Below are 19,688 nucleotides of genomic sequence, written 5' to 3'. Positions count from 1 at the left end.
CGCATCACTTTTCCTGGGGCACGGGCGGGGCGGAAAAATCCTCGCCGTCGTGCTCGGGGTCGATCGGGATGACGATCCGGACAACCGTGCCCGGCGCGCCGTTGTCAAGGGTGAAGCGCCCGCTCAGCGCCTCGACCCGCTCGCGCATGCCCGACAGGCCGAGGCCGACGCGGTGGTCGGGAGCGACGCCGCTGCCGTCGTCGCGCACGTCGATCCGTAAGCATCGCCCGCCGTCCTCGGCGACCTCGCGCGCCTCGGCCCAGACATGGGCGGCGGCGCCGTGCCGCACGGCGTTGGTCGTGCTCTCCTGGATGCAGCGGAAGACGGTGAGATCGACGAGGTCGCCGTAGCCCCGCGCCAGCGCCTCGAACCGGCCCTCGAAGGTCGTGCCCGGATGACGGCGGGAGAAATCGCGCAGGAGCAGGTTGAGGCAATCCGTGAGCGGCACCTCGCCGAGCGCGTGCGGGCGCAGGCGGTTGAGCAGGTCGCGGTTGAGCGTCTGCACCTGGCCGACGATGCTGCCGATGTCGGCGGCGCGCTGGCTGAGCCGGGCGCGGTCGATCGCCGTCTCGCCCGCGGCGAGGCGGGCGACGGAAGCGGCGTTGGCCTCCAGCGCGAACAGGCAGGGGCCGAACTCGTCGTGGAGTTCGAGCGCGGTGCGGCGGCGCTCGTCGTCCTGGGCGGTGAGGAGTTGGCGGTTGAGGCGGCCGTTGGCGGCCCGCGCCTCGGCGAGCGCCCCGGCGACGCGGTTGAAGCGCCCGGCGATGACGGCGAGTTCGCGCGAGGCCGGCGGGTCGAGGGAGGCGGTGTAGTCGTGCCGCTCCAGCCGGGTCAGGCCGGCGGCGAGCTGGTCGAGCGGGCGCAGGATGCGCCCCAGCGCGACGATGAGGGCGGCCAGCACCGAGAGGTTGAGAACGAGGCTCGCCAGCGCGAGCGAGCGGGCATAGCCCCACACCTCCTCGATCTCGTCGAGCGGCTCGGTGGTGATCGCCACGGTGCCGATGCGCTCCCCGCCGATCGCGATCGGCAGGTCGTGCTGGCGCGGGGCCGGGGCGATCAGCCCAACGAACCACGCGGGCGCCTCCTGCGCCTCCCGCCGCGGCCGGGACGGGCTCGCCCCGACCCGCGCGCCCGCGGCGTCGAGGATCGCGACGCGGACGTGGCGCAGGGCGCGGAAGCGCAGGTCGAGGGCGTGGAGCACGCTGTCGGGGCTGGGGCTGCGCAGGGACTGGATCGTCTCGGCGACGAGCGGCTCCACGGTGGCGAGGCTCGCGTCCATCTCCACCTTCACGGCGTGGCGGGCGTTGAGGACGATGAGGCCGCAGGAGAACAGCGCGACCAGCGCGTCGATCGCCAGCACGGTCAGGACCAGCCGCGTGCGCGTCGACCAACCGGCCCAGAACGGCGCGGCCGGGTTCTTCGCCGTCACCGCGGGGGCGGGCGCCTGGCTCGGGGGCATCTCGACGGGAGCGGGAGGAGCGGCGGGGTTCGGCACGGAGCCTCGCGATCGGTCAGGCCGACGGCCGGCGCGGGGCGCTCGGGATCATTCGGCAAGTCCGCATCGGTTAAAGGTCTCGAATTCCTGCGGTTTCGACACCGGCACCGTGGCCGATCGGGGGGTGAAAGTCCATGCCGCCGGGCGCCGCGGCCGGGGCCGGGGCACTGATGTTTCTCTTATCTCAGTTGCGCCGCGTCCGACCGATGGTCGAACGCGGCGCGCCCGGCGGACGCCCGCCGCCCCGCCGTCGCGGGGGCCAACGACGAGGAGAAGTCCTCGCCGTTGGGGCGGGCCCTCGGCAGACACCCGCCGCCCCGCCGTCGCGGGAGCCAACGACGGGGAAGAGACTCCTCGCCGTCCGAACCGGGCACGCCGTCCCCTCGTCCCGCCGCGCACCACCGGGGCGGAGGGCGCCATGCACCCTCCGTTAAACCTGTCGCCGTTAAGAGTCGTGAGTTCCCGGGTTAGGCTCGCGTGAGCCGGCAAGACTCCGAAAGTCCTGGCCGGGCGAGGGTCGTCGTCAGATTCGCGGACGCTTTCGCGCGGATGGCGGCCCGTCGAACACTGGATCGGACTGTCAGGACATCTTGCCGCCGCATTGTCGGGGCGGAGTTGTTGCAGGGGTACAACGTGCAAGAGGCCGGCCGCATGTCGGTGGCGATCCACCCGTCCGAGACTCGCCCGAACGCCGGTCCGCCGCGCGCCGGCCGCCCGCGCCTGCGCCTCGCCGCCGGGATCGTGCTGGGCGGCACCGCGCTCGCGGGCTTCACCGTGGGGGCGTTCTCGTTCTTCTCCGGCCTCGCCGACCCGCGGGTGCGGCCGGTCGCGGTCGCGCCCGTGGCCTCGCAATGGCCCGACCTGAAGGATGGGGTGCCGGCTCTGGCCGAGGGACCGGCGCCAGCGCCGACGCGGCTGTCGCTGCCCCCCGCCGAGCCGCCGACGCAGCGGGCGGAGATGCCCGCCGCTCCGATCCAGGCCGCCAAGGCCCCGCCCGCTCAGGTCGAGCCGGCCCGCGCCGAGACCGCGAAGCCAGCGGTCGCCAAGGTCGAAGCGCCCAAGCCCGAACCGAAGGCCGAGCCCGTCCGCGCCGCATCCGGGCGCCCGAACCTGCCGATCGAGCCGGCCTCGACCCTGGCGCCGGCCCGCACCGCGGCGGCCGTCGTCCCGGCGAAGGTCGCGGCACCGCTGGCGCCGGCGCGGACCGAGACGGTGCGGGCCAAGGCCGAGCAGCCGGCCCGCTTCGTCTCCCTGCCGGCCAAGCCGGAGACGCCCAAGCCGCAGACGCCAAAGGCCGAGGCGAAGGCGACGCCGCGCCCCGACAAGGCCGAGAAGGAGGCCGCGCGCAAGCCGGCCGCCCGCACCCGCGTGACGACGGCCGAAGCCACCCCCGCCGCGCCGGCGCCCGCCGCCGCCGTGGCGGACGACGAGCCGGAACTGCTCGGCATGAAGATCCCCGGCGGACGCCAGCTCCGCGACGGCTGGAACGCCACCGTCGGCGGGCTGATGGGCAAGAAGGACGGGGAGTAGGGGCGAGGGCTTCGCTCCCTGACGAGCGACTCGAACCGAGGAAGGCGCGTTCCCCTCCCCCTTGCGGGGAGGGGTCAGGGGTGGGGGTCGGGCAGAAGGCACCGTGACGGTTCCGCCTGAACCACCCCCACCTCCATCTCCTCCCCGCAAGGGGGAGGAGAGGCGCCTCGTCCGGCCAACGCATGGGGACTGGTCCCGTCCGGCGTTCAGAGCGCTCGGCAGACCAGCGATCGACCCGGAGACCGTCTCAACGACGCGTCCGTTCGATCACGCCGTCATTGCGAGGCGGAACTGACGCAATCCAGCGCTCCGCATTCTCCGACCAAGTCGCTCCGTCGATGACGGGACGACGGATACTGTCTCGCCTCATCCAGCACGGTCGCACCCTGGATTGTGTCAGTTCCGCCTCGCCATGAAGGCGCGAGTTGCCCCGAGCCGTGGCGGCTGCGGCAACCCTTCCAAAAAATCCCAGAAGAATCAGCGCTTCTGCGCCGTCTTGCCGACGACCTCGCGGCGGTGCTTGGCCGCGCGCGGGCTCTTGGGCGGCTTGCCGGGGGCGGGGGCTTCGCCCTGCATCCGCTCGACGCGCACGTCCGGGGGACCGCGGCGGGCGAAGGCGTCGGCGAAGGCGTCGGCCGCGCTGCCGCGGATCTCGAAGGTGGTCTCGCGGTCGAAGATGCGGATCGCGCCGATGTCGCCGCGGCCGATCCCGCCGCGGCGGGTCAGCATCGGCAGGAGGCGGCGCGGCTCGGCCCGGTCGCGCCGGCCCATGTTGAGCCGGAACCAGACGCCGGGCTCGTCGTCGCCGACGCGCGGGGCGCCGATGGGGGCGCCGACGCGAGGGTCAGCGCGGCGCGGCGGCTCGAAGCCCGGATCGGTCACGTCCTCCGGCACGGGGATGCGCGAGCGGTAGAGCCGGGCCAGCGAGGCCGCCAGCCGCTCCGGCGGGAAGCGCTCCAACAGCGCCTCGGCCCATTCCTTCTCCCAGTCGCGGTCCTCGTCCGACTCGACTTCGGCGAGCAGCGGGTCGGCCATCATCCGCTCGCGGTCGAGCACGCGGATCTCGTCCGCGGTGGGCGGGCCGCTCCACTCGGCGTTGACCTTGGCGATCGCGAACATCTGCTCGGCGCGCCGCCGCCGCGAGGCCGGCACCAGCACGACGCTGGTGCCCTTTCGACCGGCGCGGCCGGTGCGGCCGGAGCGGTGCTGCATCACCTCGGCGTCGTGGGGCAGGTCGGCGTGGATGACGAGGTCGAGGCCGGGCAGATCGATGCCGCGGGCGGCCACATCGGTGGCGACGCACACGCGGGCGCGGCCGTCGCGCAGCGCCTGGAGCGCGGCGTTGCGCTCGCCTTGTCCCAGTTCGCCCGAGAGCGCCACGGCGGAAAAACCGCGCTCGGTCAGCGAAGCCTGGAGATGGCGCACCCCGTCGCGGGTGTTGCAGAACACGATTGAGACGGGTGCATCGATGAAGCGCAGCACGTTGACGACGGCGTGCTCCACCTCGCGCGGCATCACGCGCACGGCGCGGTAGGCGATGTCGGCGTGGCCGCGGGTTTCGCCCGCGACCGCCAACCGCAGGGCGTCGCGCTGGTAGCGCTCGGCCAGCGTCACGATGGCCTTCGGCAGGGTGGCCGAGAACAGCAGCGTGCGCCGCGCGGGCGGGGTCGCGGCGAGGATGAATTCGAGATCCTCGCGGAATCCCATGTCGAGCATCTCGTCGGCCTCGTCGAGGACGACAGCGCGGAGATTGTCGGTGACGAGGCGGCCGCGCTCGAGATGGTCGCGCAGGCGCCCCGGCGTGCCGACGACGATGTGGGTGCCGGCTTCCAGCGCGCGCGATTCGCGGCGCGGGTCCATGCCGCCGACATTCGCGATCACCCGCGCGCCGGTCTCGGCGTAGAGCCACATCAGCTCGCGCTGGACTTGGAGCGCGAGTTCGCGGGTCGGCGCGATGGCGAGCGCCAGCGGGGCGCCGGGCGGGGGCAGGGCCTCGTTCTCGTCGAGCAGCGTGCCCGCGATGGCGAGCCCGAAGGCGACGGTCTTGCCCGAGCCGGTCTGAGCCGAGACGAGCAGGTCGCGCCCGCTTTCCGCGTCGAGCACGGCCTGCTGGACGGGGGTCGGCTCGGCGTAGCTGCGCGCGTCGAGCGCCCGGGCGAGGGGGGTGGGTAGGGGCGGAAAGGGCAAGGGGTCGCCTTCACGGCCAAAGGGGCCGGATCGGGAATCGGTAGGCCGCTTCTAGCGCCTCGAAGGCACGCCGACCACTACGCGGGCCGCGCGGCGGCGTTGCGCCGGGCCGAAGGCTCCGGGCCAGCCGTGCGGCCCGCTCCCTGCACCGTGACCGGACGGGGGACGGGCCGCTCTCGCCAGGGCCCGGGAAACCCCCGTATCGTCGCCGAACCGATCACACGAGGAGCGCATGGCCGACACGCCCCTGAGCGGACGCCTCGCCGACATCCCCGCCGCGCGGGCGGACGAGCCGGAGCTTGCCCGAAACCTCTCGGCGTTCAGCCTCGTCTGCATCGGCGTCGGCGCCACGGTCGGCGCCGGCATCTTCGTGCTGACCGGCACGGCCGCCGCGCATTATGCCGGGCCGGGGCTGATGCTGTCCTTCGTGCTCGGCGGCATCGCCAGCGGGCTCGTGGGCCTGTGCTACGCGGAGCTTGCCGCGATGATGCCGGTGGCGGGGTCGAGCTATTCCTACGCGCGGGCCACCTTCGGGGCGCTGGCGGCCTGGATCGTCGGCTGGGACCTCGTGCTCGAATTCGCGCTGGCCGCCGCCACCGTCGCGGTCGGCTGGTCGGGCTACGCCCAGAGTCTGTTGGCCGATGCGGGGCTCAAGCTCCCGGCGGCGCTCGCCGCCGCGCCGGGGGAGGGCGGGGTCGTCAATCTGCCCGCCGCCGGGATCGTGCTGGCGCTGACCGCGCTGCTGATCGCGGGCAATCGCGGGGCGTCGCGGGTCAACGCGGCGCTGGTCGCCCTCAAGGTCGCGATCATCCTGGCCTTCGTCGGGATCGGGGCGGCGCATCTCAAGCCCGAGCTTTGGTCGCCGCTGGTGCCGGCCAACGAGGGCGCGTTCGGCGCCTTCGGCTGGAGCGGAATCTTTCGCGGGGCCGGCGTGGTGTTCTTCGCCTATGTCGGGTTCGAGACCATCGCCACCGCGGCGGGCGAGACCCGCAACCCGCAGCGCGACGCCCCCATCGGCATCATCGGCGCGCTGATCGTGACGAGCCTGCTCTACATCGCGGTCGCGGGCGTGCTGACCGGGCTGGTGCCCTATCGGGAGCTGGCCGTGCCGGACCCGATCGCCAAGGCCATCGACGCCACCGGGCTCAGCGGCTTCGCGCTCGCCATCAAGGTCGGGGCGCTCTTGGGGCTGACCACCGCGACGCTCACCGCCCTCTACGGGCAGGCGCGCATCTTCTACGCCATGGCCCGCGACCGGATGCTGCCGGATTTCTTCGCGAGCGTGCATCCGCGCTGGCGGACGCCGTGGGCGGCGCAGGGGCTGATCGGGATCGCGACCGCGCTGGTGGCGGCGCTGGTGCCGATCGACGTACTCGGCGAACTGGTCAGCATCGGCACGCTGCTGGCCTTCGGGCTCGTCTGCGCCAGCGTGCTGATCCTGCGCCGGACCGAACCGAAGCGTCCGCGCCCGTTCCGGGTGCCGGGCGGGCCGGTCGTGCCGATTTTGGGGATTCTCGCCTGCCTCGCACTGATGGCGAGCCTGCCCGGCGACACGTGGCTGCGGCTGGCCCTCTGGCTCGCGGTCGGGCTGGCGATCTGGTTCGGCTACGGCCGCCGCCGGATATGAAACGGCCCGGATCGGGTGATCCGGGCCGGAGAAAATCAGTAGGAGCGGTGGGACGGGCCTGCGTGGCGGCCCCCGCCGTAGCGGCGGCGGACCCACGAAATGGCCTTGGGCAACAGGAAGACGACGAGGATCTGGCGCAGGATGCCACGCATGCGGGGCTTGTCTCCGTTTGGACTGTTGGGTTGCCAGTCCAATGCCGGAGGGGCACCGTGCGTTCCCGGCTTCATAATTCGAGGGTCAGCGTCACCGGCGCGTGGTCGGAGGGCTTGTCCCAGCCGCGCGCCTCGCGGAACACCTCGACCCGGCGCACCGTGCCGGCGAGATCGGGCGAGACCCAGGCGTGGTCGAGGCGCCGGCCCTTGTTGGCCGCCGCCCAATCGGGCGAGCGGTAGCTCCACCACGTGTAGATCTTTTCCGGCTCCGGGGTGAGCAGGCGGGCGGCGTCGATCCAGCCGGCCTCATTACGAAGAGTCTCCAGCGCCTCGGTCTCGACGGGGGTGTGGCTCACCACGTCGAGCAACTGCTTGTGCGACCAGACATCGTGCTCCAGCGGCGCGACGTTGAGGTCGCCGACCAGAATCGCTGGGCCGGACACGCGGCGCCCGCCCCAGGCGCGCAGTTCGGCCAGGAAGTCGAGCTTGTGCGCGAATTTCGGGTTCAGTTCGCGATGGGGCACGTCGCCCCCGGCCGGCACGTAGAAATCGTGCAGCACGATCCCCGCCGCCTGTCCGGCCTCGGGCCCGAGCGCCGCGCAGATGTGGCGCGCGTCCGGCTTGCCGCAAAAACTCATGACCTCGCGGGTCAGGAGCGGGAAGCGCGAGAGGATGGCGACGCCGTTATAGCCCTTCTGGCCGGCGTAGACGACGTTCTCGTAGCCCGTGCCCTCAAAAGCTTTGAGCGGAAACAGCTCGTCCGGGCACTTGGTCTCCTGCAGGCACAGCACGTCGGGCCGCACCTCGCGCAGGAAGCGCAGCACGGACTCGATGCGCAGCCGCACCGAGTTGATGTTCCAGGTCGTGACGGTGAGGCGCACGGGGACAGCCTGAGAGGAGTAAGCCTCGCTCCGATAACCGAGGCTGGGCGGAACGGGAACCGCCCTCCCGTCATTCCGGGGCCGCGCAGCGGAACCCGGAATCCACCCGTGATGCGCGGCCGAAGACGGGTCTTGCAGCCAGCCGTAGATATCGGATTCGCTCTTCAGCGATTCGGATCGACGGCGGAGGACAACGTGATCTGTGCCGTCTACCTCTTGGCGCGCAAGCGGGACGGCACGCTCTATCTCGGCGTCACGCGCAACCTGTCTCGGCGCATCTGGGAGCACAAGACGAAGGCGGCGCCAGGCTTCACCGCGCGTCACGCCGTCGATCGCCTCGTTTGGTACGAGCTCCACGATCGGATCGACGAAGCCATCGCCCGCGAGAAAGCGATCAAGAAATGGCACCGCGCCTGGAAGGTCGCGCTGATCGAGGCGATGAACCCGGATTGGGACGATCTCTACGGTCGGCTGAATGCCTGACCGGTCCGTACCTCGTGCATCCCTTCTCCTCTTCTCCCCGTCATTCCGGGGCGCGAAGCGAACCTAGACCCGAAGGGGCGCGCCGGAGGTGTGCAATCCACGACTGGCCGCGACGGTTCGGCTTCGACCGGGCTTCCCGCATCACGGATGGATTCCGGGTTCCGCTGCGCGGCCCCGGAATGACGGCGGTGTGGTGACGGGGGCGTCCAAGCCTTCTCTCAGGCCGCGACCGCCGCCTCCTCCTCCAGGGCGAGGCCGTGCAGCACGGCGCAGAGGCGGTCGCCGGTCATGCGGGCGATGTCGAAGCCGCTGGTGTCGGCGACATCGCCGTAGCGGTCGGCCTCGGCTTTTGACGCGCCGACATAGGCCATCGACCAGTCGGTGAAGAGGCGGGTCGCGACCGCCTCGTAGGCCAGGAGCGAGACGTCGCCGTGGCGCTCGTCCTGCTGGATGCGCTCGAAGGTGGCCTCCACGGCGTCGCTCGGGCCCTCCAGCACCTGGGCGAAGCAGCCGGCGTTGAACATCAGCGCGCCGGTGACGCCGACGCGGGCGTTGTTGGTCCGGCTCGTCGCGAGGATCGCGCGGATCGTGGCGTCCACGGCCTCGGGCGCGCCGACGGTGCGGTTGCGGCTGTAGTAGACGAGACGGCGCAGATCGTCGGTCATGGGGGCCTCGCAGCGGGTCAGATGAGCAGGGCGGCGGCTTGGTCGGCGGGCATCGGGCGGCCGGTGAGGTAGCCCTGGACTTCCGAGCAGCCCTCGGCCCGGATCGCGTCGAGCTGGTCGGCGGTCTCGACCCCCTCGGCGGTGGTGCGCATGCCGAGACTCGCCCCGAGCCGGGCGATGGCCCGCACGATCGCCCCGCACTCGGCGCTGCCGGCCATGCCGCGCACGAAGGACTGGTCGATCTTGATCTTGTCGAAGGGGAATTTCTGCAGGTAGCTCAGGGACGAGTAGCCGGTGCCGAAATCGTCCATCGAGATGCGCACGCCGAGCGCCCGCAGGCCGTTCAGCACGGTGAGCACCCCGTCGGTATCGTCGAGGAGCGCGCCCTCGGTGATCTCCAGCTCCAGCCGGGCCGGGTCGAGGCCGGTCTGGGCCAGGACCAGCATCACGGTCTCGACCAGCTTGCCGCCGCGGAACTGGACCGGCGACAGGTTGACGGCGATCGAGGCCGGCTGCGCCCAGGACGCGGCCTCGCGGCAGGCGGTGCGCAGCGCCCACTCGCCGATGCCGACGATGACGCCGATCTCTTCGGCCAGCGGAATGAAGGTCGCGGGCGAGATCGGGCCGCGCTCCGGGTGGTGCCAGCGCAGCAGCGCCTCGAAGCCCGACACCGCGCCGGTCTCCAGGCTGATCTGCGGCTGGAAGGCGAGGGTGAACTGCTTGAGCGCGAGCGCCCGGCGCAGGTCGATCTCCAGGCTGCGGCGGGCCTGCACCGCGACGTTCATCGCCGGCTCGAAGAAGCGGTAGGTGGCGCGCCCGTCCGCCTTGGCGCGGTAGAGCGCGAGGTCGGCGTGCTTCAGGAGGTCGTCGGCCCCGCGCCCGTCGTCGGGATAGAGGGCGATGCCGACGCTGGCGCCGACGTTCAGCATCTGGCCGTCGAGCACGTAGGTGCGCCCGACGAGATCGACGAGCCGGGCGGCCAGCGCCTCGGCCGCCCGCGGCTGGTCGGCGCCGGCCCGGCCGACCTGCACCAGGGCGAACTCGTCGCCGCCGAGGCGGGCGATCACGTCCTCCCGGCGGGCGGCGTTGCGCAGGCGCTCGGCCACCTTGCGCAGCAGCGCGTCGCCGACCGGATGGCCGAGCGTGTCGTTGACCGCCTTGAACCGGTCGAGATCGAGCAGGAGCACGGCGAGCGGCGCGCCGGCCCGCTCGGCGGCGGCGAGTTCGGCGCCCAGGCGCTCGTGCAGCTCGGCGCGGTTGCACAGGCCGGTCAGCGGCTCCAGCCGGGCGAGCGCGGCGCTGCGGACATGCTCGGTCACGTCCTCGAAGGTGAGCGCGAAGCCGCCGCTCGACAGGGGCGCCAACGCCGCCTCGACGCGGCGCCCGCCGTTGAGCGCGAGGCCTTCGCGGGCCGGGCGGCCGGCGCGCAGGGCGTCGTCGAAGGCCCCCGGCTCGGCCGCGCCGCGGGCGGCGAGCAGGGCGGGGAGGGCGCGCCCGACCGGCGGGCTCCCGGCGAACAGCACCGCGGCGCGGTCGTTGGCGAAGGTCACGCTGCCGCCCGCGTCGAGCAGGAGCAGGGGGGTGGCCATCTCGGCGAGCGCCGCCTCGAACGGGCCGGCGGGGAGGGACGTCACGGCGGAGGGGGCGGGCATGCGGCCGGGTCACGTCTCGGATGACGCCGCCTCAGCGTGGCGGCACCGTCATTGAGCGGCCGAGACTTGAAGGGATTGTTAAATTCGCTCGCCGTCTTGGGCGTAGTCCCGAATCTAACCGGGTTTTTCGCAGTTTCGAGGGTAACCTAAGTGGGTTTTCGGCGCGCCGATAGCCTATGTTACGGCCCTGAGCGTCTTTTGATATCGCTTCGGGTTTCGCCTCACACCGTCATTGCGAGGAGGAGCCGAAGCAATCCAGCGCTCCGAAGGGGCCGGAGAGATCGCTCACAGAGCCGCGTCCGTCGGCGCGGTCTCGCCGTTTCCGTATGCCGCGCGCCCTGGATCGCGTCAGTTTCGCCTCGCGATGACGGCGCGGGGCGGCAAGCCGAGGCGATCCCCTCGAACCCGGTCTCAGGGGTTCTGCCCCTGGAGCTGGCGCTGGATCGCCTTGTCCTCGGCGCGGCCGTAATTGATGAAGAACATCGACTGATCGACCGCCTTGCCCTTCTGCAGGTTGGTGAGCTGGACCGTGGTGAGGTAGCCCTGCGGATCGGTGATCCGCCACTGCGACAGGGTCTTCATCTCGGCGTCGAAATAGAGCTGGATCTTGGAGGTGCCGCCGAGCGTCGAGCGGTCCTCCAGCGCGATGCGCACGCCGCCCGGATCGTTCGTGACCTCGGTCACCGTCAGGTCGCGGGCGAGGTCCATCTTTTCGCGCAGCAGAAATTTCAGCGGCGTCTGCGAGATGAAGTAGAGGTCCTGGGTATTGAGCTTGCGGTCGCGCACGGCGACCGAGGTGCCGTCGGCCACCACTTCCAGCGGCGAGGGCTGGTCGTACTCGAACCGCAGGCGGCCGGGCTTGACCAGCGAGAGCTTGCCGCCGATGCGCCGCCCGTCGGCGCCGATCTGGATGAACGAGCCGGTCAGCGTCTGGAAGCTGTTGAAGTAGGCGTTGGCCCCGGCGACGATCTGGGCCGGGTCGGCATCCTGCAACGAGGCGCCGAGGTTCGGCGCGCCGACCGCCGCGACGCGGGTGCCGGCGGGCGCCGCCGCGGCAGGCGCGGGCGCGCCGGGCTTGGCCGCCGTCGGCTTGATGCTGCCGGTCTTCTCTTGAGATTTGTCCGCTGCCGCCGCCTTCTCCTTGGCGGGCTTAGACTGCTTCTCCGCCTTCTTGGGCACGGCCGGAGCGGGCTCCGGCTCGGGCTCGGGGGCCGCGGGCGGGGCCGGGGGCTCCTCTTTCCGGCCGAACAGGCCGTCGAGGAAGGACGAGACCTGAGCGTGCGCGGGCTGCGGCTGGAGCGCCAGCGCGGCCATCACGAGCAGCGGACCGGCGGCGGGGCGGAAGCGTCGGCCAGTCATCGTGTGGGCATCTCCCAGAGTGCGGGCGTGGGGGCCGGGCGGGGCGGCCCCATCGGGTGCGGACGGGCCTCGGCGCCGAGGGGGCACCGAGGGTCCGACATCGTGATCTGCGATAGAGCCGGCCCCTGTGGCGAATATGCGACGGGGCCGGATTTTGATTCTACTCGTCGTCGTAGCCGCCGGCAGGCGCACCGGCGAGGCCTTCGACCAGAATCTCGCGTTTCCCGGCGTGGTTGGCCGGTCCGACGATGCCCTCGATCTCCATCCGTTCCATGATCGAGGCGGCGCGGTTGTAGCCGATCTGGAGGCGGCGCTGGATGTAGCTGGTCGAGGCCTTGCGGTCGCGCAGCACCACGGCGATGGCCTGCTCGTAGAGTTCGCCGCCTTCCGCCCCCGCGGTCGCCGCGAAGGCGCCGATGTCGAAGACCGGGGCGTCGGCCTCCTCGACTTCCGCGAAGTCGTCCTTCTCGGCCTTGGCGGCGGCGGCCTTCGAACCCTTGGCGGGCTTTTCCGGCTGGTCGGACGAGCCGTCGTCGGCCGTCACCGCTTCGAGATACGAGGGCCGGCCCTGGCGCTTCAGGTGCGCCACGACGGTCTCGACTTCCGAATCCGAGCAGAACGGGCCGTGGACACGGGTGGTGCGGCCACCACCCGCCATGAACAGCATGTCGCCCTGGCCGAGCAGCTGCTCGGCGCCCATCTCGCCCAGGATCGTGCGCGAGTCGATCTTGCTGGTCACTTGGAAGGAGATGCGGGTCGGGAAGTTCGCCTTGATCGTGCCGGTGATGACATCGACCGAGGGACGCTGCGTCGCCATGATCAGATGGATGCCGGCGGCGCGCGCCATCTGGGCGAGCCGCTGGATCGCGCCCTCGATGTCCTTGCCGGCCACCATCATCAGGTCGGCCATCTCATCGACCACGATGACGATGTAGGGCAGGGCGGACAGGTCCATCTCCTGCTCTTCGAACACCGCCTCGCCGGTGGTGCGGTCGAAGCCGGTCTGGACCGTGCGGGTGATGATCTCGCCCCGCTCGCGCGCCTCCTTCATCCGGGCGTTGTACCCGTCGATGTTGCGCACGCTGATCTTCGACATCTTCTTGTAGCGCTCCTCCATCTCGCGCACGGCCCACTTCAAGGCGATGACCGCCTTCTTCGGGTCGATGACGACGGGGGAGAGCAGGTGCGGGATGCCGTCGTAGACCGACAGCTCCAGCATCTTCGGATCCACCATGATCAGGCGGCACTCCTCCGGCTTGAGGCGGTAGAGCAGGCTGAGGATCATGGTGTTGATGGCGACCGACTTGCCGGAGCCGGTGGTGCCGGCCACCAGCAGGTGCGGCATCCGGGCGAGGTCGGCGATGATCGGCTCGCCGCCGATGTTCTTGCCCAGACACAGGGCGAGCTTGTGCTTGGTCTCGACGAAATCGACCGAGGCCAGCAGTTCGCGCAGGTACACGGTCTCGCGCACCGGGTTCGGCAGCTCGATGCCGATGACGTTGCGACCCGGCACCACGGCGACGCGGGCGGAGACGGCGGACATCGAGCGGGCGATGTCGTCCGACAGGCCGATGACGCGGCTCGACTTGGTGCCCGGCGCCGGCTCCAGTTCGTAGAGGGTGACGACGGGGCCGGGGCGCACGGCCAGGATATCGCCGCGGACGCCGAAGTCCTGCACGGTCTGCTGGAGGTTGAGGGCGTTCTGCTCCAGCTCGTCGGCATCGACCTCCTCGCCGTCGGGCAGCGGCGGCTCGGCCAGCAATTCGAGCGAGGGCAGGGTGTAGTCGGCGTTGCCGACGAAGGTCATCTCCAGATGGCGACCGGCCGGGATCAGGGCCGGGCGCTCGGGCAGATACGCGCGGGGCCGGTTCTCGGCCTCGACGGCGACGGGGGCCGGCTCCTCGGCGACGGGCTCGGGGGCGGCCTCGTCGGCGGGCTCCTCGAACGCCTCGGCGATCAGGGCGGCCTCGTCGGCGGGCGCGGCCTTGCTGCGCAGCAGGACCGGGCGGGCGGCGATCGTCAGCGGCTGGACCGCGGCGACCGTCTGGGCGATGGGCTGGATCTGGGCCGGCTGGGCGACCGGCTGCGGAGCCAAGACTTCCGGCTGGACGACGACGGCCTGCGGGGCAGGGGAGGGGGCCGCCTCCGCGACCGGCGCCTCGGCCGTCACCAAGCCGGGGCCGCTCAGAGCCTCGTAGGTGTCGGCGGGGAAGATCGCGGCGCGGGCCGCCATCGCGTGCAGCCGGCGGCGCGGGGCCGCGGCGAAGGCGGGGCGCTCCGGGGCCGGGGCGGGCTCGACCGGAGCCGGCTCGACTTGGACGGCCTCGACGGTGAAGGCTTCGATCAGCGACGCCTCGACGGCCGAGACCTCGGGCGCCTGGACCTCGGGGGCCAGGGTCTCGGACGCATGGGCCCCGACGACCCGGACCTCGACCACCTGACCCTCGGCGGGGCCGAACCAGCCGTGCAGCTCCGACCAATCGGGCACGTCGGCCCAATCGGACGGCTCGGCCGGGACCGGCGGGATGAACGGGGCGTCGAAGGCGGCCTCGACGGGCAGCGCGACGGCCTCGATCGTGACCGGCTCCGGCGCGACCGCGGCGGGGGCGGGCTCGACGGCTTTGGGCCGGCGGTCGGGGGTGCGGAAGAAGCTGACGCCCGGCGGCGGTACGAACGGGCGGCGCCAGCTCGGCACGCCGACGGCCGATTCCACGGTCTGCGCGGCGAGCGCCCGCGCCGATTCCTCGGCCCGCGCGGCGGCTTCCGCGGCTTCGCGCTCGGCGGTTTCGAGGGCGGCCAGATGCGCCTGCTCGGCCTCGCGGGCAGCCGCTTCCGCAGCGGCTTGCGCGGCGACCTGGGCGTCGAGCAGGGCCTGGGCGCGGTCTCGCGCCTCCTGCTCGGCCTCCAGCGCCCGGCGGCGGCGCTCCATCAGCACCGGATCGGGCGTGCGGGTGAAGCGCACGGCGGGCTCGGGGTTGAGCTGCGGCATCGCCTGGGCCAGCCCCTTCTGCATCGCGTGGACGGCCGGCACGGCCGGCGCCTCGGGGGCGATGGCGGCGGGGCGGCGCGGCGTGCGCACGAGGATGCCGGGCCCGGAGGCGCGGGTGTCGATGCGGCTCTCGAAAGCCGGATCGGCCCCATCGCCGTAGGCCTCGTAGGGCCGGGCCGGGGCGGGCATCTCGAAGGCGGGCTCCTGCGGCTCCCAAGCCGGTTGGGCCGAGCCACGGCCGAGCATGGCGCCCGGCGGCACGAGCCAGCTCGGCATCGCGCCGGAATCGAACCCGTCCGGGCCGGGGAGCGCCGGCTCGGCCGCGTGGGCGAGGGGATGCGGGAGCGCGCGGGGCAGCGCCCGCGGCGGAGCGGGCGGGGCGCCGACGAGGCGCCGGGCGATGTTGGACCGCAGGTTCATCAGCCGGTGGGCGAGGCCGCCCGCCGAGAGGTCCAGCCGGTCACCGCCGCGGCTCGGCCGCGACGGATCTCGATGCGAATGCGGAGGCCGTCCCGAAGCGCGCATGATCTGTGAGATGACTCGAAACAAGGTTCCGGCTCCCCCTGGAGCGGTTCTCCCCCAGTTAGGCGGATCGTCGTTAACGAACGCTTGCCCTCCCCGCGGATCACCCGTCCCGCGGGCGCGGTGCGGATCGCCACCGAACCGGATATTCTCCTGCACGGTTGAACCCTTGGCGGCCTTTTCGGGGACTTGCCCTCGGCTGCTGCCGGAAAGGGTGAGGATACGCCTTCAACCCATTGGTTAATCAGGCTTTCCGTCCTTTTCCGGCGGAAGGCGAGCGTCGAGGTCACGGTGAGCCAGAGCAACCCGCCCAAACCCTTCCGCTCGCTCTATGCCCACGGCTTCGCCCGGGTCGCGGCCTGCACCGGGCGCAGCCATCCGGGCGACCCGGCGGCCAACGTCGCGGCGATTCTGGCGCTCGCCGACACGTGCCACGCGGAGGGCGCGGCGCTCGCGGTCTTCCCCGAACTCTGCGTCTCGTCCTACGCCATTGAGGACCTATTCCTTCAGACCGCGCTCCTCGACGCGGTGGAGGCCGGGATCGCCCGGCTGGTCGCGGCAAGCGCGGGGCTGACCCCCGTCCTCGTCGTCGGCGCGCCCCTGCGCTGGCGCCACCGGGTCTACAACACGGCGCTCGCGATCCACGGCGGCCGCCTGCTCGGCGTCGTCCCAAAAAGCTACCTGCCGAACTACCGGGAGTTCTACGAAAAGCGCCACTTCGCCTCCGGCGCCGGGATCACGGCCGAGACCATCCGGGTCGCCGGCGTCGAGGCGCCGTTCGGCACCGACCTGCTGTTTACGGCCGAGGACGTGCCGGGCCTGCGGCTGGCCATCGAGATCTGCGAGGACCTGTGGGTGCCGCAGACGCCGGGCATGGAGGCGGTGCTGGCGGGCGCGACCGTCATCGCCAACCCCTCGGGCAGCCCGATCACCGTGGGCCGGGCCGATTCCCGCGAACTCCTGACCCGCGCCGCCTCCATGCGGGGCCTGTGCGCCTACGTCTACGCCGCCGCGGGCGCGGGCGAATCCACCACCGACCTGTCCTGGGACGGCCAGACCAGCATCGACGAGAACGGCGTGCGGCTGACTGAGGGCGAGCGCTTCCCCGAGGGGCCGGTGGCGACGCTCGCCGACATCGACCTCGATCTGTTGACCCAGGAACGGCGTCAGGCCGGCAGCCTCGACGACAACGCGCGGGCCCGCGGCGCGGCCTTCCGCACGGTCCCGTTCCGCCTCGATCCGCCGTCCGGCGATCTCGGTTTGAAGCGGCGCGTCGAGCGCTTTCCCTTCGTGCCCGCCGACCCGGCCCGCCTCGCCCAGGATTGCTACGAGGCCTACAACATCCAGGTCGCGGGCCTCGCCCAGCGGCTCGCAGCGACGGGCACCAAGCGGGCGGTGATCGGCGTCTCGGGCGGGCTCGATTCCACCCACGCGCTGATCGTCGTGGCGAAAGCCTTCGACCGCCTTGGCCTGCCGCGAAAGGATATCCTGGCCTACACGCTGCCGGGCTTCGCCACCTCGGACGAGACCAAGACCAACGCCCACGCCCTGATGCGGGCGCTCGGCACCACCTTCGAGGAGATCGACATCCGCCCCGCCGCCCGGCAGATGCTCGGCGACATGGGCCATCCGTTCGGGCGGGGCGAGGCGGTCTACGACGTCACCTTCGAGAACGTGCAGGCGGGGCTTCGCACCGACTACCTGTTTCGCCTCGCCAACCAGCACGGCGGCATCGTCATCGGCACCGGCGACCTGTCGGAACTGGCGCTCGGCTGGTCCACCTACGGCGTCGGCGACCAGATGAGCCATTACGGCGTCAACGCGGGCGTGCCCAAGACCCTGATCCAGCACCTGATCCGCTGGGTCATCGCCTCCGGGCAGTTCGGCGAGGCCGAGAACCGGACGCTGCGCGCCGTGCTCGACACCGAGATTTCGCCCGAACTCGTGCCCGCCTCGGAGGGGGAGGGGCCGCAGAGCACGGAGGCCAAGATCGGCCCCTACGCGCTGCAGGACTTCAATCTTTGGTTCACCCTGCGCCACGGTTTTGCGCCCTCGAAAATCGCGTTCCTGGCGCTGCACGCCTGGGGCGATGCGGGGCGGGGCGACTGGCCGCCGGATTTTCCGCAAGCCAAGCGCGTCGCCTACGACCTGCCGACGATCCGGCGCTGGCTCGCCGTGTTCCTCGACCGATTCTTCCGCTTCAGCCAGTTCAAGCGCTCGGCGCTCCCCAACGGCCCAAAAGTCTCGGCGGGCGGCGCCCTGTCGCCCCGGGGCGACTGGCGCGCCCCCTCCGATTCGACCGCGCGGGCGTGGCTGGACGAGTTGGAGCGGAACGTGCCGACGGAGTGAGGGCGACCCTCGCAACCTTGCCCTGTATCTCATTCTGAGATACAGGGCGGCATGCGGGTGATCTCCAACAAGGCGCTGGTGGATTTCGCGGCGCTCCATCCGCCCGCGGCCACGGCGCTTCAGGCGTGGCGCCGCATCGTCGAGGCGAGCACGTTCCGCAGCTTCGCCGACCTCAAGCGCGCCTTCAACGCGACCGATCGCGTCAAGGATTTCTACGTCTTCGACATCGGCGGCAACAAGTACCGGATCGTCGCCGCGATCCATTTCGACACGCAGAAACTCTTCGTGCGCCACGTCTTCACGCACAGGGAATACGACGCATGGAAGCCCTGACGTTCAGCCATGACGAACTCGACACGCTGACCGGCCATTTCCGGGCGCTGGCCGAACGCGTGCCGCTGCATCCGATCCGCGACGCGGCGGACTACGACGCCGCCGTGCGGGTGATGAACGGGCTGCTCGATGCGGGCGCGGGCGAGGAGGGGCACCCGCTCGCGGGTCTGCTCGACATGCTCGGCGGCTTCATCGGCGAGTACGACGAGGCGCAGCATCGACTGCCCGACGCGACACCTGCCGACATCCTGCGCCTGCTGATGGAGCAGCACGGTCTGCGCCAGGGCGACCTGCCGGAGGTGGGTAGCCAAGGGGTGGTTTCGGAAATCCTGAGCGGACGGCGGGCGTTGAACCTCGGCCAGATCCGGCGTCTCGCGGAGCGGTTCGGCGTCGCGCCGGGATCGTTCCTCTGACGGAGCGGTCGGCGCACCGCCCCGTGCGCCGCCGCACACCCCGCCCTCCCCCGGCCACGATGGGGGCTTGGCCGACACAAACCGGACCGATTGATGGGCTATCCGCCCCGCTCGACGAAGCGGCGAAGTGGAGGCGAGCGATGCGCAGCTACAACGTGTTCCGGCGCAAGGGCGGCGAGGCCCTGTGCTGCGCGGTGCCGGAGAGCCACGCCGTGCCGCGCTTCGTGGGCGGGCGCCGCTGGACCTTCGGCGGCAAGATCGACGGGCAGGCGAGCCCCCCGCCCGGCTTCGACGACCGCGCCGCCGCCACCGCCGTGCGCTTCAACGGCTTCTACCTGTTCCAGGCGCTCGACGAGAAAGTCTCCTGAGGCCCGACTCGGCGATCGAGTCGAGCTTTCCTTAACGGCTGGCGGGTAGGCTCTCCGGAATCGTCGGGGACGGAGGCCGACTCCATGAGCAGCGAGCAGCGCCAGGACATCCGCAAGCGCACCTTCCTGAAAGGGCGCATCCTCTTCAACAAGGGCGCGTCCTCGATGGACTGCCTGATCCGCGACATGTCGGAGACCGGCGCGCGGCTGGAACTCTCCGAGACCAGCACCCTGCCCGAGGTGTTCGACCTCTACATCCCGCAGAAGGACGAGACCTTCCGCTCCGCCCTGCGCTGGCGCCGCGACGGCGGCGTCGGCATCGTCTTCACCGACCACCAAGCGAAACCGGCCGCCGCCGAGCCGCCGCCGATGCCCGACGCCTCCATCGGCGTGCTGCTGCGCCGGATCGCCGAGCTGGAAGCCGAGAACGCGGCCCTGCGCTCGGTGCTCGCCACGCTCGGGGCTGCGAAGGCGAGCGCGGCCTGAGCCGTCTGTCCCACCCATCCCCCTCATCCTGAGGGGCCGCGCAGCGGCCTCGAAGGAGGGCTCCAGCGGTCTAGGCCGCGAACTCATAACGATTGGCACGGTTGCCCACGCTGATCGTTGGTCCTCCAGCCATGGAGGATCGTGAATGGCACGGTTTGATCTGACGGACGCGGAGTGGGCAGCGATCGAGCCGGTTC

15 protein-coding genes are annotated in these 19,688 nt (G+C 71.7%); 8 read left to right on the top strand and 7 right to left on the bottom strand.

What is annotated here, in order from left to right; all coding sequences use genetic code 11:
• Positions 1–4 precede the first annotated feature (4 nt).
• Positions 5–1,459, bottom strand: a complete 1,455-nt coding sequence (locus AAHG03_RS10355; protein WP_342150552.1) for an ATP-binding protein — start codon at positions 1,457–1,459, stop codon at positions 5–7.
• Positions 1,460–2,113: 654 nt separating this feature from the next.
• Here AAHG03_RS10355 and AAHG03_RS10350 point away from each other — a divergent pair.
• Positions 2,114–3,025 carry a hypothetical protein gene (locus AAHG03_RS10350; protein WP_342150551.1) on the top strand — a complete coding sequence of 304 codons (912 nt, stop codon included), beginning with the start codon at positions 2,114–2,116 and terminating at the stop codon, positions 3,023–3,025.
• Between the two features lie 477 nt (positions 3,026–3,502).
• Here AAHG03_RS10350 and AAHG03_RS10345 read toward each other — a convergent pair whose 3' ends face one another.
• A complete protein-coding gene (locus tag AAHG03_RS10345) occupies positions 3,503–5,212 on the bottom strand; it encodes a DEAD/DEAH box helicase (RefSeq protein WP_342150550.1) in 1,710 nt (569 codons plus the stop codon).
• A 232-nt stretch (positions 5,213–5,444) separates the two neighbouring features.
• Between AAHG03_RS10345 and AAHG03_RS10340 the strand changes: the two genes are divergently transcribed.
• Positions 5,445–6,839 (top strand): amino acid permease, encoded by a 1,395-nt coding sequence (locus AAHG03_RS10340; protein WP_342150549.1) that lies wholly within the window; start codon positions 5,445–5,447, stop codon positions 6,837–6,839.
• 223 nt (positions 6,840–7,062) lie between these two features.
• On the opposite strand, the gene xth is transcribed toward AAHG03_RS10340, so the two are convergent.
• Positions 7,063–7,872, bottom strand: a complete 810-nt coding sequence (gene xth, locus AAHG03_RS10335) for an exodeoxyribonuclease III (RefSeq protein WP_342150548.1) — start codon at positions 7,870–7,872, stop codon at positions 7,063–7,065.
• A 195-nt stretch (positions 7,873–8,067) separates the two neighbouring features.
• On the opposite strand from xth, the gene AAHG03_RS10330 reads away from it, so the two are divergent.
• Positions 8,068–8,355, top strand: a complete 288-nt coding sequence (locus tag AAHG03_RS10330) for a GIY-YIG nuclease family protein (protein ID WP_342150547.1) — start codon at positions 8,068–8,070, stop codon at positions 8,353–8,355.
• A 218-nt stretch (positions 8,356–8,573) separates the two neighbouring features.
• On the opposite strand, the gene AAHG03_RS10325 is transcribed toward AAHG03_RS10330, so the two are convergent.
• The 4 genes from AAHG03_RS10325 to AAHG03_RS10310 all read right to left on the bottom strand — a co-directional run bounded on the left by AAHG03_RS10325 (position 8,574) and on the right by AAHG03_RS10310 (position 15,440).
• A complete protein-coding gene (locus AAHG03_RS10325) occupies positions 8,574–9,020 on the bottom strand; it encodes a BLUF domain-containing protein (protein WP_342150546.1) in 447 nt (148 codons plus the stop codon).
• 17 nt (positions 9,021–9,037) lie between these two features.
• Positions 9,038–10,672, bottom strand: a complete 1,635-nt coding sequence (locus AAHG03_RS10320) for a putative bifunctional diguanylate cyclase/phosphodiesterase (protein ID WP_342150545.1) — start codon at positions 10,670–10,672, stop codon at positions 9,038–9,040.
• Between the two features lie 411 nt (positions 10,673–11,083).
• Positions 11,084–12,031, bottom strand: a complete 948-nt coding sequence (locus AAHG03_RS10315) for a LolA family protein (protein ID WP_342150544.1) — start codon at positions 12,029–12,031, stop codon at positions 11,084–11,086.
• A gap of 160 nt (positions 12,032–12,191) precedes the next feature.
• Complete coding sequence (locus tag AAHG03_RS10310; RefSeq protein WP_342150780.1) at positions 12,192–15,440, bottom strand: DNA translocase FtsK; 3,249 nt, start codon at positions 15,438–15,440, stop codon at positions 12,192–12,194.
• A 393-nt stretch (positions 15,441–15,833) separates the two neighbouring features.
• Between AAHG03_RS10310 and AAHG03_RS10305 the strand changes: the two genes are divergently transcribed.
• The 5 genes from AAHG03_RS10305 (at position 15,834) to AAHG03_RS10285 (ending at position 19,491) form a co-directional block, all read left to right on the top strand.
• Complete coding sequence (locus AAHG03_RS10305) at positions 15,834–17,891, top strand: NAD(+) synthase (RefSeq protein ID WP_342150543.1); 2,058 nt, start codon at positions 15,834–15,836, stop codon at positions 17,889–17,891.
• A gap of 51 nt (positions 17,892–17,942) precedes the next feature.
• Positions 17,943–18,224: a type II toxin-antitoxin system HigB family toxin gene (locus tag AAHG03_RS10300; RefSeq protein ID WP_342150542.1), complete on the top strand. Its 282-nt coding sequence runs from the start codon at positions 17,943–17,945 to the stop codon at positions 18,222–18,224.
• Complete coding sequence (locus tag AAHG03_RS10295) at positions 18,212–18,637, top strand: helix-turn-helix domain-containing protein (RefSeq protein ID WP_342150541.1); 426 nt, start codon at positions 18,212–18,214, stop codon at positions 18,635–18,637. The genes AAHG03_RS10300 and AAHG03_RS10295 overlap by 13 nt, the downstream gene beginning before the upstream one ends.
• A 140-nt stretch (positions 18,638–18,777) precedes the next feature.
• Positions 18,778–19,005, top strand: a complete 228-nt coding sequence (locus AAHG03_RS10290; protein ID WP_342150540.1) for a hypothetical protein — start codon at positions 18,778–18,780, stop codon at positions 19,003–19,005.
• Between the two features lie 84 nt (positions 19,006–19,089).
• Positions 19,090–19,491, top strand: coding sequence for a PilZ domain-containing protein (locus AAHG03_RS10285; protein WP_342150538.1), 402 nt, complete (start codon positions 19,090–19,092; stop codon positions 19,489–19,491).
• Positions 19,492–19,688 lie beyond the last annotated feature (197 nt).

It is taken from the genome of Methylorubrum subtropicum (genome assembly GCF_038442325.1).
Classification (GTDB): domain Bacteria; phylum Pseudomonadota; class Alphaproteobacteria; order Rhizobiales; family Beijerinckiaceae; genus Methylobacterium; species Methylobacterium subtropicum.
This window is presented reverse-complemented; position numbering and strand designations above follow the sequence as displayed.

Excerpts from the sequence above, each read along its gene's own strand:
- AAHG03_RS10355 (WP_342150552.1), bottom strand. The coding sequence starts at position 1,459 with ATGCCCCCGAGCCAGGCGCCCGCCCCCGCGGTGACGGCGAAGAACCCG.
- AAHG03_RS10340 (WP_342150549.1), top strand. The coding sequence starts at position 5,445 with ATGGCCGACACGCCCCTGAGCGGACGCCTCGCCGACATCCCCGCCGCG.
- AAHG03_RS10325 (WP_342150546.1), bottom strand. The coding sequence starts at position 9,020 with ATGACCGACGATCTGCGCCGTCTCGTCTACTACAGCCGCAACCGCACC.
- AAHG03_RS10320 (WP_342150545.1), bottom strand. The coding sequence starts at position 10,672 with ATGCCCGCCCCCTCCGCCGTGACGTCCCTCCCCGCCGGCCCGTTCGAG.
- AAHG03_RS10315 (WP_342150544.1), bottom strand. The coding sequence starts at position 12,031 with ATGACTGGCCGACGCTTCCGCCCCGCCGCCGGTCCGCTGCTCGTGATG.
- AAHG03_RS10310 (WP_342150780.1), bottom strand. The coding sequence starts at position 15,440 with ATGAACCTGCGGTCCAACATCGCCCGGCGCCTCGTCGGCGCCCCGCCC.
- AAHG03_RS10300 (WP_342150542.1), top strand. The coding sequence starts at position 17,943 with ATGCGGGTGATCTCCAACAAGGCGCTGGTGGATTTCGCGGCGCTCCAT.
- AAHG03_RS10295 (WP_342150541.1), top strand. The coding sequence starts at position 18,212 with ATGGAAGCCCTGACGTTCAGCCATGACGAACTCGACACGCTGACCGGC.
- AAHG03_RS10290 (WP_342150540.1), top strand. The coding sequence starts at position 18,778 with ATGCGCAGCTACAACGTGTTCCGGCGCAAGGGCGGCGAGGCCCTGTGC.
- AAHG03_RS10285 (WP_342150538.1), top strand. The coding sequence starts at position 19,090 with ATGAGCAGCGAGCAGCGCCAGGACATCCGCAAGCGCACCTTCCTGAAA.